Source organism: Brachybacterium nesterenkovii (genome assembly GCF_900163655.1).
GTDB lineage: Bacteria > Actinomycetota > Actinomycetes > Actinomycetales > Dermabacteraceae > Brachybacterium > Brachybacterium nesterenkovii.
In genome coordinates this window covers 68,312-80,218 of record NZ_FWFG01000068.1, presented here as the reverse complement: position 1 = coordinate 80,218, position 11,907 = coordinate 68,312, and the positions used below count along the sequence as shown (strand labels likewise).

Genomic DNA, 11,907 nt, shown 5'->3' with positions numbered 1-11,907 from the left:
GTCCCAAGAGGCCGAGCCTCATACGGCCCCGTCGGGGACGCTGGCGGCGATGATCGCGGCCACCTGCTGCGGCGAGAAGTCGTAGACGGGCACCTCCCCGTCGCCGAGCACGTCTCCGGCGTTGGGCCAGACGGCGGTGGTGATGACGGGCACCGCGGATGCATCGGCATCATCACCGGTATCGCTCAGGTCGATGACGCTCGCGCCCGACAGCGCCCGCGCCTGCTCACGGCCGCCGCCGCACAGCGGGTCCATGACGTTGGTGACGCCCGGGGCGACGTGCACGGGCACGCCCGCGAGCGCTCCGGTCATCGGGTGGTGGTAGTGCCCGGAGCAGATCAGGCGGACGTCGGTGCCCACGATCGCGTCGGCGAGCGCGTCGCGGTCCTGGAGGTCGAGGGCCCGCAGCAGGGGTGTCGCGGCGGTGAGCGGCGGATGATGGATCGCCAGGACGGTGCCGTGCTCGGCGGGCTCGGCGAGCACCTCGCGCAGCCAGGCGAGCTGTGCGGCATCCAGGCGCCCGTATCCGGCACCGGGCACGGAGGAGTCGAGGACGACGGCGCGCCAGGCGTTGGCCAGCATGCGGGCGCGGTCCTGCCACGGGCCGCCGTGGTCCCCCGGACCCGCGACCGTGGCGTACGCGGCCGAGGAGTCGTGGTTGCCCATCACCACGAGCAGCTCGGCGCCGAGCGCGGCGGCGACGGGATCGAGCATCGCGTGCAGGCGCCGGTAGCTGTCCTCGCTCGCGTCCTCGGAGGCGTCCCCGGTGTGCAGGACGAGGTCGACGGGACGATCGGCGGCGATGTCGGCGAGGCGCTCCAGCACGCGCTCGAGCGCGGCGGCGGTGTCGATGCGGTCGTAGTGGCGGGCGGCGGGATCGGCGAACAGGTGCGTGTCGGTCAGATGCAGGATCCGCATGCGATCCAACCTAGCGTCGCGGCAGCTCCCCGAGGGCGCCGTGGCCCCAGACCCCCAGGGCGAAAAAAACGATCCCGGCGATCGCCAGGGCGAGCACCAGCACGGGGCGCAGATCGATCGCGGCGAGGCGGTCGAGCAGCCGGGTCATGGCGCGGGCGAATCCGGGGAACCTCTCCCAGGCCCAGGACAGCAGCAGGTAGGGGCCGACGACGGCCGCGAGGAAGACGGCGAGCAGCCCTGCGTCGACGAGCGGGTCGCGGCTGGTCGAGGCGATGACCCGACCCGTCACGTACATCATGGCCATGCCGCTCACGCCGATCACGGAATCGGCGAAGCCGAGGGCGACGAGGCGCCGCGGGGAGCGTCGGTGGGCGTCCGCCGGAGGCTGCGGCGGACGGCGGGGCCCGCGGGAGCGTCGCAGCTCGACCGCGGCGGCGACGAGGAGCACGAGGCCGGCGAGCAGGTCGACACCGCGGCGCACGAGGAGGGCGACGGCCCGATCCTCGATCGGCGCGGTGATGGTCGCCGGGTCGACGACGCGGAAGACGAGGAGGAGCGCGACGGCGCCGAGCGCCACGCCCAGCAGGAGAAGGCGCACGGAGGCCGCGGGGCGTCGTGCGGACTCGAGCAGGCGCAGGACGATCGCGTAGGTCGACGGGCTCGTGCCCATCGCGAGCCCGAGACCCAGCAGGCTCAGGCAGGCGCCGCCCAGGCGGAGGGCATCGGTCACCCGAGCGCCCCGACCCATTCGTCGGTGCCGTCGTCGAAGCGCTGGTGCTTCCAGATCGGCAGGCGCTTCTTGACGGTGTCGACGAGGTCGTCGCAGGCGGCGAAGGCGAGCTTGCGGTGCGGGGCGGCGACGGCGCACACGAGCGCGCTCTCGCCGACCGTGAGGGGGCCGTACCGGTGGGCCAGCGCGAGGATCGCGTCGGCGTAGCGCTCGGCGATCTCGGCGGCGACCTCCTCGATCACGGCCTGGGCGCTGGGGTGCGCGGAGTAGTCGAGCAGCAGCACGCCCTTGCCCTCGTCGTGGTCGCGCACGACGCCGTCGAAGGTGACGAGGGCGCCGCAGCGGGGATCCTGCACGAGGGAGGACATGCGCTGCACGGACACCTCATCGGTGGTGACGGCGGCGTAGGCGACGCGGTCGACGGCCGCGCCCATCGCGGGGTCGCCGGGGACGCGGAGGTCGGCGGGTTCGGGCCGGGTCATGCGGTGGGCTCCTGCGGGTCGTGAGGGGTGTCGGGTGTCGGGTGCGGGTCGGCCGCGTGGCCGCCGCCGTCGCGCTGATCGAGGACGTGGTCGAGGACCGGGTCGAGCACGGCGATGCCGTCGCGCACGCCGCCCGTCGAGCCGGGGAGGTTCACCACGAAGGTGCGTCCGGCCATCCCGGCGACACCGCGCGAGAGGATCGCCGAGGGCGCGGCGGCCTCACCGCGACGGCGGATCGCGTCGATGATCCCGGGCAGCTCGCACGTGAGGTGGGGCGCGGTCTGCTCGGGCGTCGAGTCCGTGGGCGTGATGCCGGTGCCGCCGGAGGTGATGAGCACATCGGGCTCCTCCCCCAGCGCCCGGCGCAGCGCTCGCCCGACCTCGTGCCCGTCGGCGACGACGATCGGGGCCGGCACGTCGAAGCCGCGGGAGGCGAGCCAGTCGCGCAGGACGGGTCCCGTGCGGTCGGCGTACTCGCCGCGGGCGGCGCGGGTGGAGGCGATGAGGATGCGGGCGGTGAGCATCAGGACGGCTCCCCCGCGGCGCCGTTCGCGCTGGCGGCGCCCTTCGCGCCCGCGGCGACGTCGCGGTCCCAGTCGCCGCTCTTGCCGCCGGACTTCGCGAGCACGCGCACGTCCTCGATCACGGCCAGGTGGTCCACGGCCTTGATCATGTCGAACACGGTCAGCGCGCACACCGTCGCAGCGGTGAGGGCCTCCATCTCGACGCCCGTGAGGCCGGCGGTCCGCACCCGGGCGGTGATCTCGACGACGTCGTCGTGGGCGTCGAGGTCGAGCTCGACCCCGGTCAGCGGCAGCGGATGGCACAGCGGGATGAGGTCGCTCGTGCGCTTGGCCCCCATGATCCCGGCGAGCCGGGAGACGGCGAGGGCCTCGCCCTTGGGCAGGTCATCGGCCACGAGGCGCGCGATCACGTCCTCGCGGGTGCGCAGCACGGCGCGGGCGCTCGCGCTGCGGGAGGTCACGGGCTTGTCGGTCACGTCGACCATGTGGGCGCTGCCGTCGGCGCGCACGTGGGTGAGCGTGTCGGGGACAGGCGCGTTCTCGGCGGGGGTCATCTCGGGCATGGGCTCCTCAGCTCAGGACGATGGTCGTCAGCGTGTCGCCGTCGCGGACGGCGTCGACGCCGACGGGGACGATCACGAGGGCGTCGGCGACGGCGAGCGCGCCGAGCAGGTGGGACGAGGGCCCGCCCGCGAGGCGCACCTCGCCGCCGGGCAGCAGGCGCGCGCGCCGGAACTGCTCGAGGGCGACGGGCGAGGGCTCATCGGACTCGACGCGGACGGGCAGGCGCAGACGGGTGCGGGCGGGGGCGCCGAGCGCGGGCCGTAGCAGCAGCTCGCACGACAGCAGGGACGATACGGGGTTGCCGGGCAGGGCGACCCAGGCGATGCGGTGCCCGTCGACGGTCGCGGTGCCGATGCCCTGGGGGCCGCCGGGCTGCATCGCGACGCTCAGGAACGTGAGCTCGATGCCCGGGAGCTCGGCGGCGAGCTTGACCACCTCATAGGCGCCCTTGCTGACGCCGCCGCTGGTCACGAGCAGCTCGATGCCGTCCGCGGCCAGCTCCGCCAGGCGCGCATGGAGGGCGGCGGGGTCGTCGGGGACGCGGCCGACGGCCACGACGTCGGCCCCGGCGTCGGCGAGCGCGGCGGCCAGACCGGGCCCGTTGGCGTCGAAGGCGCCGCCGTCGGGAAGGGTCTCGTCACAGCCGGCGACCTCGCTGCCGGTGGACAGCACGGCGGTGCGGACGGGCGCGAGCACCTCGACGTCGCGGACGCCGACGGAGGCGAGGTGGGCGATGCGGGCCGGGGTGAGGCGGTCCCCCGCTCGCAGGACCGTATCGCCCTCCCGGGTGTCGGAGCCGCGGGGGCGCACGAACCGTCCGGCGGCGACGTCAACGGGGCGCAAGGTCACCTCAGCCGTGTCGAAGCCGCCGGTCACGGCCTCCTCGACGGGGACGACGAGGTCGGCCCCGTCCGGCAGCGGGGCGCCCGTCATGATCGGCTGCGCCGTGCCCGGCTCATGCGGCGACGGCGCCGCCCCGGCGGGGATCGCGGTGCCGACGGGCAGGGTCCGCTCCTCTCCTGCCGCGCCGAGATCCGCGCACGCGAGGGCGAAGCCGTCCATCTGCGAGTTGTCAGCGCTGGGCACGTCGATCACGGCGCGGCGCTCGGCGGCGGCGATGCGCCCGACGAGCTCGGGACCCAGGGCCCGTCGCTCGCTGCGCAGCAGGGGCGTGAGCAGGGCGGCGACGTCGGCCTGGTGATCGGCCAGCGGCACGCGCGTCGACGGCGAGGAGGCGTGATCGTGGGCCATGCGGGGCTCCTCCGAAGGACGACGGGCGGGCGGGCTGAGCGTCCAGTATCCCGCGCCTCCCGCTCGCCGCCGCCAGTACGCGGCCGTCGTCGCGGTGCTCCCGCTGTCAGACGCGCCGACTATCCTGGGTCGGCATCGCCGGGCTCACGGCCGCACCGCCGCCTGCGGCACCGGGACCCTGCGAGACCCCGCCTCCGACCTGAAGGGGACCGCATGGCACCGCGCTCCGTGTCGCTGGGCATGCCCGTGCCCCGCCGCACCGATCCGGCCGCTCCTCAGCTGCCGGACACCTCCGACCGCCCCGACGCACCCGGCCTCATCGACCGCTACGGCCGCAGCGCCACGGACCTGCGCATCTCCCTCACGGACTTCTGCAACCTCCGCTGCACCTACTGCATGCCGGCCTCGGGGATGACGTTCCTGCGGGGCGAGCAGCTGCTGAGCCGCGAGGAGATCGTGCGCCTGGTGCGCATCGGCGTCGAGTCCTTCGGCGTGGACCAGGTGCGCTTCACCGGCGGCGAGCCGCTGACCCGCCCGGACCTCGCGGAGATCATCGCGGGCGTCGCGGCCCTGGACCCGCGCCCGAACATCGCCCTGACCACCAACGCGATCGGCCTGGACGCCCGCGCCGCCGCACTGGCCGAGGCCGGCCTGGACCGCATCAACGTCTCACTCGACACCGTGGTGGCCGAGACCTTCGAGACCATGACCCGCCGCCCGCTGCTGCACCGCGTGCTCGCGGGCATCGACGGCGCCCTCGCGGCAGGGCTCTCCCCGGTGAAGATCAACGCGGTGCTGCTGCCGGGCGTCAACGACCACGAGCTGCCGGACCTCCTGTCCTGGTGCCTGGACCGCGGTCTCGAGCTGCGCGTGATCGAGCAGATGCCGCTGGACGCCGACCGCATCTGGGACCGCGACCATATGGTCACGGCCGCCGGGATGCGGGAGATCCTCTCCGAGCGCTTCGTGCTGACGCCCGCTGCGGTCGAGAGGGCCGGAGCCCCGGCCGAGCTGTTCGACGTGGCCGATCGCGCCAGCGGCGAGCACCGGGGGCGCGTGGGCACGATCGCCTCGGTCACCGAGCCGTTCTGCGCGGACTGCCGCCGCACCCGCCTGACCGCCGAGGGCCGCGTGCGCACGTGCCTGTTCAGCCATGAGGAGACGGATCTGCGCACCGCCCTGCGGGGCGGCGCGAGCGATGAGGAGATCGCCGATATCTGGCGGGCCGCCCAGTGGGGCAAGCCCGCCGGGCACGGCATGGACACGGCGGTTTTCACGCCGCCCGAGCGCCCCATGAGCGCGATCGGAGGATGACGATGATGCAGGACGAGGCCGGCGCCCCGCTGATCCCGGTGCGGCTGTTCGCCGCGGCGGCCGCGGCGATCGGCGAGGAGGAGACCGCGGTGCCCGCGCGCACGGTGGCCGAGGCGATCACGGCGCTCGGCGAGCGCACGGACGAGGAGGGCCGGCGCGTGCTGGCCCGTTCGAGCGTGCTGGTGAACTCGGTCGCGACCCCCGACCGCGAGCGCGAGCTGGGCCACGGCGACCGCCTGGACGTGCTGCCGCCCTTCGCGGGCGGCTGATGCCGCGCGCCGCGAGCGCCGTGCGCGCCGCGTCGGAGCGCCGCCCGGCCGCGCAGTAGAGCACCGCGCCCTCGAGGTCCCCGGCGGCGTCCGGGTCGGCCAGCAGGGTGCCGGTGGGGATGTGCTCGGCGCCCGCGAGCATGCCGTCGGCGACCTCCTGGTCCTCGCGGATGTCGATGAGGCGCACGCCGCGCTCGCGCAGCGCGGGGAGCTGGTCGATGGTCACGTCCGCTCCCCCGTCCATGGCCGCGCTCTCGGCATCGGCGCCACCCGCCGAGGCGAGCTCCACCCCGGGCAGGCCGCAGGTGATCGTCAGGTTCTCGAGCTCGGTGACGGGCGCGCGGCGCGGGTCGCGGGCCACGGGCAGCTCGGACCAGCGCATCTCGAGCGCGTCGAGCAGCAGCACCCGCCCCTGCAGGGTGCGGCCCAGGCCGCAGAGGTGCTTGACGGCCTCGAGCGCCATGGTCGAGCCGATGATCCCGGGCAGCATGCCCAGCACCCCGGCCTCGGCGCAGTTGGGCACCTCCCCGGGGCGCGGCGGCACCGGATGCACGTCGCGGTAGGTGACGCCATACCCGCCGTCGGCATCGAACAGGGACACCTGCCCGGCGTACGACAGGATCGAGCCCCACACGACGGGCAGGCCGAGGATCTCGCAGGCGTCGGAGGCGAGGTAGCGGGCGGGGAAGTTGTCGGTGCCGTCGAGCACGATGTCGTGGCCGGTCAGCAGGTCGAGCGCGGTGTCCACCGTGAGGGCCCCGGCGATGGGGCGCACCTCGACGTCCGGGTCGATGGCCCGCATCCGCGCGGCCGCCGACTCCACCTTCAGCGTGCCCACGGCGGCATCGGAGTGGATCACCTGGCGCTGCAGATTGGTGCGGTCCACGACGTCGGGGTCGATGACCGTGATGCACCCGCCGAGCTCGGCGCGCCCGGCGCCCGCGGCCGTGAGGTACTCGAGCGCGGGCGAGCCCAGGGCACCGGCGCCGATCACGGCGATGCGGGCGCCGCCGAGGCGCCGCTGCTGCTCGGGGCCGAAACCGGGCAGGCGCAGCTGGCGGGCGTAGCGATCGGACATCGGGCGGCTCCTGGCTGGGGATACGACGGAGGTCCTGCGCGTCGGCCGCGCGGACGCGGAACGGGGCGGGAGTCTCCTCCCGCCCCGTCCACTCTAGGACTCGGTCCTGGCCGGACCGGTACGGATCAGCCCTCGAGCTTCTTGGAGCCCTTCACGTAGCCGATCTTGGTCCAGTCGGCGATGGTCGCCATGCCGTTGGCGCCGAGGTTGGCGAGGTCGTCCGTCTGGATGTAGAAGTCGTAGGCCTGCCACAGCGGGATGGTCCCGGCGAGCTCCCACAGCTTCGCGTCGTACTGGTTGATGAGGTCGATGCGCTTGGCCTCGTCGAGCTCGACGGCCGCGGCGTCGACCAGCTTGTCGACCTCGGGGTCGCCGACCTTGCCGAAGTTCTGCTCGCCGTCGCTCTTCCAGATCGCGTCGCCCGAGGACAGGAACGGGTTGCCGTTCCAGCCGAACAGGGTGAGGTCGAACTGACCGGGGATGACGTACTTGGAGAACAGGTCCGTCGGCGGCACCTTCTGCACGTTGAGCTTGATGCCCACGGCCTTGAGGTTCTCCTCGACGACGGCCACGACGGCCTCGTTGATCTTGGAGCCGTCGTTGTAGACGTAGGTGACCTCGAGCTGCTTGCCGTCCTTCATGGCCTGCTCGCCCTCGATCGTGTAGCCGGCCTCCTCGAGCAGCTTCTTGGCCGCATCAGGATCCTGCTTGGCGAACTTGCCCGCGTTGTCCTTGTACCCCTTCTGGGTGGTCATCAGGATGTGGTTGTTCTGGTCCTTGCGATCCTTGGGGTAGGGCATCGCCTTGTTGACCGAGAGGAAGCAGTCCTCGCGGCTGATCGCGAGCGCGACGGCCTGGCGCACCTTGACGTCCGCGAGCGGGCGGCCCTCGGCGCCGTTGAGGGTGATGTGCGTCCAGCTCGGGGCCGCGGCCTTGAGCAGCGAGGTGCCGTTGCCCACGGAGTCCTTCAGCGGCTCGTAGATGGCCGGGACGTTGGCCTCGACCGAGTCCAGCTGGCCGGCCTGGTAGGCGGTGGCGACGGCGTCGGGCTCCTCGATGGTGGTCCAGATGACCTGCTTGAACAGGGCCTTCTCGCCCCACCAGTTCTCGTCGGGGACGATCGAGACCGTCTTGTTGGTCGCGTCGATATTCTCGATCTTGTACGGGCCGGCGGTGATCATCGGACCGTCGACGAAGCTCGTGTTGAACGCGTCCGGCGAGGCCACGAGAGCATCGGGCATGACTGCAGCGAGTCCCTTGTAGTCGGCGTACTTCTCCTTGAAGGTGATCTTCGCGGTGAGGTCATTGGCTCCCGGCTCGACCTTCTCGACCTTGTTGAAGCCCTCGGAGGAGGCGACCTGGAACTCCTCGTTGGAGCCGTTGAGGGTGTTGAAGGTGTTGGCGATCGACTTGTAGTCGATCGGCGTGCCGTCGGACCACTTCATGCCCTCATTGAGCTCGATCTCCATGACCTGCGGGTCCTCGGAGACCAGCTCGATGCGCTTGGCGAACGACTCGTTGAGCACGATCTCGCCCTCGGGCGTGTAGAGGTTCAGCGAGTACATCCCGGGGGACACGGCCTCCATGATGTTGATCGTGTTCTCCACGTTGCCATCGGTGTGCATGACATTCCAGTTGGCCGGGAAGGCATTGTTCGTGAGGCGCAGCACGCCGCCCTCGCCGAGCTCGGAGCGCTCCTTGGCGTTGACCTGGTTCTTGCTCGCGTCGATCGCGCCGCCGTCGTCGGAGGCACCGGAGCCACCGGCACCGCCGGTTCCGGTGCCCTGCTTCGAGCAGGCGGACAGGGCCAGCGCCGAGACGGCGCCGGCGGCCGAGGCGCCGAGGACGGTGCGTCGAGTGATCCTCATGGTGTTCTCCTTCATCGTGGTGCCGACGAGCTCGTCTTCGGCGGCACCTGGGGGTGTGCCTCCGCGCGGCATCCGACCGCGGGGAGGGGGTAACGGTCAGGCGGAGTCGGCCAGCGCCGCGAGCGAGCTCTCCTCGAGCTTCACCCGGCGGCGCGTGCGCTCCACCTCGGGGTCGGGGATGGGGACGGCCTGGAGCAGCTGCCTGGTGTACTCGTGCTGCGGATCGGCGAAGACCTCCGCCGTGGGGCCGGACTCGACGATCCTCCCCTTGTGCATCACGTTGATGCGGTCGGAGATGTGGTGGACCACCGAGAGGTCGTGGGACACGAACAGGTAGCTGACGCCGAGGGTCTCCTTGAGCTCCTGCAACAGGGTCAGCACGCCCGCCTGGATCGTCACGTCGAGCGCCGAAGTGGGCTCGTCGAGGACGATCAGCTTGGGGTCGCACGCCAGCGCGCGGGCCACGCCGATGCGCTGGCGCTGCCCGCCGGAGAACTCCGTCGGGTAGCGCATCGCGTGCTCGGGCAGCAGACCGACGGTCCGCAGCAGCCAGTCGACGCGCTCGTCCATCCGGTCCGCCGTGTACTTCTGCACGCGCATGGGCTCGCGCAGGATGTCGCCGATCGGCATGCGCGGGTCGAGGGAGGCCATCGGGTCCTGGAAGACCATGGTCACGTCGGAGCGCATCGCGGCCCGCTCGGCGCGCGTGAGCGTCGAGGTGTCCTTGCCGCCGATGCCGATGCTGCCGCCCTGGGGTCGCCGCAGCTGCATGATCTCCATGAGCGTCGTGGTCTTGCCGCACCCGGACTCGCCGACGAGCGCCACGCACTCCCCCTGGCGGATCGTCATCGACAGGCCGTCGACCGCGCGCTGCTCGCCCACCTTGCGCCGCACCACGGCGCCCTTGACGATCGGGTACACGCGCTCGAGGTCGCGGACCTCGAGCACGACGGGCCGCTCGTCGACGGGGATCGCGGTGATCGGCTCGGCGGCCAACTCCGAGTCCTCCGGCGGGGCCGGGATGTCGACGCCCTCATCGAGCAGGTCCTCCGGCGGGACCTCAGGGGCGTCGATCCGCGGGATCGCCGCGAGGAGCCGCTTCGTGTAGTCCTGCTGCGGGCGGTAGAAGACGTCGTCGACCGGGCCGGACTCGACCTCGCGGGCGTTCTGCATCACGAGGACGCGGTCCGCGAAGCCCGCGACCACGCCGAGGTCATGGGTGATGAGGATCGTCGCGGCCGAGAGCATGTCCTGGGCCACCTTCAGCAGCTCCATGACCTGGGCCTGGATCGTCACGTCGAGGGCCGTGGTGGGCTCGTCGGCGATGATCAGCTCGGGCTCGTTGGCGATCGCCATGGCGATCACGGCCCTTTGGCGCATGCCGCCGGAGAACTCGTGCGGGTACTGCTTGGCGCGACGCTGCGGCTCGGGGATCCCGACGGCCTCGAGCAGCTCGAGGGTGCGGGCGCGGACCTTATCCTGCGGGATCTCGGGATGGTGGATGCGGATCACCTCGCCCACCTGGTCGCCCACGGTGAACACGGGGGTCAGCGCCGACAGCGGGTCCTGGAAGATCATCGAGATCCGCTCCCCGCGCAGGGCCGACAGCTCCCTGTCCGAGCGGTGCAGCATGTCCTCCCCGGCGAACGTGACGGCGCCCGAGATGCTCGCGCTGCGCGGCAGCAGGCCCATGACGGCCAGCGAGCTGACGGACTTGCCCGAGCCGGACTCGCCGACGATGGCGAGCGCCTCGCCCGGGTGGACGTCGTAGGAGAGGTTCTGGACGGCGCGGACGATGCCGGCCTCCGACGGGAACGTGACCGAGAGGTCGCGGACCGACAGCAGGGGTGCGGGCGACGCCGTCGCGCTCAGGTGGTTCTGCGTCATCTGTGGCACCTCAGACACGGCTCGAGCCGCTGGTCGGATCGAGGGCATCGCGCAGCGCTTCGCCCATCAGGTTGATCGAGATGACGAGCGCCGCGAGGATCACGGCCGCCGGGACCCAGGTCCACGGGTTCGCGAGCTCGTAGTTGCTCAGCACGGTCCCCAGCGAGACCTGCGGGCGCTCGATGCCGAAGCCGATGAAGGACAGCCCTGTCTCCCCGAGCACCGCGGCGGAGACGCCGAGGGTGGTGTCGATGATGATCCACGAGGCGATGTTCGGGATGATATGCCGCACCACGATCACGACGGGGTTCACGCCCATGAAGCGCGCGGCCTCGACGTACTCGGTGCGCACGAGCTGCTGGGTCATCGCGCGCAGGACGCGGGCGGTCAGCATCCACGAGAAGATCGCGAGCAGGGGGATCATCCACAGCCAGCTGGCCTGCTGCAGGATCGGTCCGAACAGCATGAGCAGCAGCAGCGACGGGATCACCAGGAACAGGTTGATGAGGTTCACGAGGCCGGAGTCGACGAGGGCGCCGAGCTTCCCCTTGCCGCCGACATAGCCCGCGACCGTGCCCACCAGGATCGCGATGATCGAGGTGAGGACCGCGGTGCCGATGCCGATCACGAGGGAAACGCGCAGACCGTGCATGCACCGGGAGAAGGTGTCCCAGCCGTTGTTGGTCAGGCCGAACCAATGATCCGCCGTCGGCGTGTTCACATCCGCCCGCAGGTCGAGCGAGTAGGGCTCGTGCGGGTAGATCATCGGCATCACGATCGCGAGGACCACGAGGATGCCGAAGATGACCATACCGGCCCAGGCCATGGGATTGCGCAGGAAGCGCCGCCGCAGCAGCTCCGTCCGGCTCATGGACGCGATGCGCTCGGCGGGGTCGATGCCCGCCTGCAGCGCCGCCTCGGTACTCGCGTCGAGCTCCGGGACGGGATCGTCGGCCACGAGCGGCTCGGCGGTGGCGGCGGCCTCGGTGACGCCGCGAAGATCTCCGGGGGTGGTCATGGGG

11 protein-coding genes and 1 pseudogene are annotated in these 11,907 nt (G+C 72.1%); 2 read left to right on the top strand and 10 right to left on the bottom strand.

Going from position 1 to position 11,907, the window contains the following annotated elements; all coding sequences use genetic code 11:
• Nucleotides 1-18: 18 nt before the first annotated feature.
• From FM110_RS08030 to FM110_RS08005, 6 genes are read right to left on the bottom strand one after another with little or no spacing between them, the layout of a single operon-like run.
• Nucleotides 19-918, bottom strand: coding sequence for a metallophosphoesterase family protein (locus tag FM110_RS08030; RefSeq protein WP_087104243.1), 900 nt, complete (start codon nucleotides 916-918; stop codon nucleotides 19-21).
• A gap of 10 nt (nucleotides 919-928) precedes the next feature.
• On the bottom strand, nucleotides 929-1,648 hold the full coding sequence (locus FM110_RS08025; protein WP_087104242.1) for a GAP family protein: 720 nt from the start codon (nucleotides 1,646-1,648) through the stop codon (nucleotides 929-931).
• Nucleotides 1,645-2,130, bottom strand: coding sequence for a molybdenum cofactor biosynthesis protein MoaE (locus FM110_RS08020; protein WP_087104241.1), 486 nt, complete (start codon nucleotides 2,128-2,130; stop codon nucleotides 1,645-1,647). Before FM110_RS08020 ends, FM110_RS08025 begins: the two co-directional genes overlap by 4 nt.
• Nucleotides 2,127-2,654 (bottom strand): MogA/MoaB family molybdenum cofactor biosynthesis protein, encoded by a 528-nt coding sequence (locus tag FM110_RS08015; RefSeq protein WP_087104240.1) that lies wholly within the window; start codon nucleotides 2,652-2,654, stop codon nucleotides 2,127-2,129. The genes FM110_RS08020 and FM110_RS08015 overlap by 4 nt, the downstream gene beginning before the upstream one ends.
• On the bottom strand, nucleotides 2,654-3,217 hold the full coding sequence (gene moaC / locus FM110_RS08010) for a cyclic pyranopterin monophosphate synthase MoaC (RefSeq protein ID WP_087104239.1): 564 nt from the start codon (nucleotides 3,215-3,217) through the stop codon (nucleotides 2,654-2,656). The genes FM110_RS08015 and moaC overlap by 1 nt, the downstream gene beginning before the upstream one ends.
• 7 nt (nucleotides 3,218-3,224) lie before the next feature.
• Nucleotides 3,225-4,469: a molybdopterin molybdotransferase MoeA gene (locus FM110_RS08005; RefSeq protein ID WP_087104238.1), complete on the bottom strand. Its 1,245-nt coding sequence runs from the start codon at nucleotides 4,467-4,469 to the stop codon at nucleotides 3,225-3,227.
• Between the two features lie 213 nt (nucleotides 4,470-4,682).
• Between FM110_RS08005 and moaA the strand changes: the two genes are divergently transcribed.
• Both moaA and FM110_RS14285 read left to right on the top strand, forming a co-directional pair.
• Nucleotides 4,683-5,783, top strand: a complete 1,101-nt coding sequence (moaA, locus tag FM110_RS08000) for a GTP 3',8-cyclase MoaA (protein ID WP_087104237.1) — start codon at nucleotides 4,683-4,685, stop codon at nucleotides 5,781-5,783.
• Nucleotides 5,780-5,989 (top strand): annotated as a pseudogene (locus FM110_RS14285) (hypothetical protein); the annotation flags it as partial. The gene moaA and the pseudogene FM110_RS14285, both read left to right, overlap by 4 nt.
• Here the strand turns inward: FM110_RS14285 and FM110_RS07990 are convergent.
• The 4 genes from FM110_RS07990 to FM110_RS07975 form a co-directional block, all read right to left on the bottom strand.
• On the bottom strand, nucleotides 5,901-7,130 hold the full coding sequence (locus FM110_RS07990; RefSeq protein WP_143276327.1) for a ThiF family adenylyltransferase: 1,230 nt from the start codon (nucleotides 7,128-7,130) through the stop codon (nucleotides 5,901-5,903). The pseudogene FM110_RS14285 and the gene FM110_RS07990 sit on opposite strands and share 89 nt — an antisense overlap.
• 125 nt (nucleotides 7,131-7,255) lie before the next feature.
• Nucleotides 7,256-8,998 carry an ABC transporter family substrate-binding protein gene (locus FM110_RS07985; RefSeq protein ID WP_087104327.1) on the bottom strand — a complete coding sequence of 581 codons (1,743 nt, stop codon included), beginning with the start codon at nucleotides 8,996-8,998 and terminating at the stop codon, nucleotides 7,256-7,258.
• Between the two features lie 96 nt (nucleotides 8,999-9,094).
• Entirely contained in the window at nucleotides 9,095-10,885 is a 1,791-nt protein-coding gene (locus FM110_RS07980) for an ABC transporter ATP-binding protein (RefSeq protein ID WP_087104235.1), read from the bottom strand.
• Nucleotides 10,886-10,895: 10 nt separating this feature from the next.
• A complete protein-coding gene (locus FM110_RS07975) occupies nucleotides 10,896-11,903 on the bottom strand; it encodes an ABC transporter permease (protein WP_087104234.1) in 1,008 nt (335 codons plus the stop codon).
• Nucleotides 11,904-11,907: the final 4 nt, after the last annotated feature.

Excerpts from the sequence above, each read along its gene's own strand:
- FM110_RS08030 (WP_087104243.1), bottom strand. The coding sequence starts at position 918 with ATGCGGATCCTGCATCTGACCGACACGCACCTGTTCGCCGATCCCGCC.
- FM110_RS07975 (WP_087104234.1), bottom strand. The coding sequence starts at position 11,903 with ATGACCACCCCCGGAGATCTTCGCGGCGTCACCGAGGCCGCCGCCACC.
- FM110_RS07985 (WP_087104327.1), bottom strand. The coding sequence starts at position 8,998 with ATGAGGATCACTCGACGCACCGTCCTCGGCGCCTCGGCCGCCGGCGCC.
- FM110_RS08005 (WP_087104238.1), bottom strand. The coding sequence starts at position 4,469 with ATGGCCCACGATCACGCCTCCTCGCCGTCGACGCGCGTGCCGCTGGCC.
- FM110_RS08015 (WP_087104240.1), bottom strand. The coding sequence starts at position 2,654 with ATGCTCACCGCCCGCATCCTCATCGCCTCCACCCGCGCCGCCCGCGGC.
- FM110_RS07990 (WP_143276327.1), bottom strand. The coding sequence starts at position 7,130 with ATGTCCGATCGCTACGCCCGCCAGCTGCGCCTGCCCGGTTTCGGCCCC.
- FM110_RS07980 (WP_087104235.1), bottom strand. The coding sequence starts at position 10,885 with ATGACGCAGAACCACCTGAGCGCGACGGCGTCGCCCGCACCCCTGCTG.
- moaC (WP_087104239.1), bottom strand. The coding sequence starts at position 3,217 with ATGCCCGAGATGACCCCCGCCGAGAACGCGCCTGTCCCCGACACGCTC.
- moaA (WP_087104237.1), top strand. The coding sequence starts at position 4,683 with ATGGCACCGCGCTCCGTGTCGCTGGGCATGCCCGTGCCCCGCCGCACC.
- FM110_RS08020 (WP_087104241.1), bottom strand. The coding sequence starts at position 2,130 with ATGACCCGGCCCGAACCCGCCGACCTCCGCGTCCCCGGCGACCCCGCG.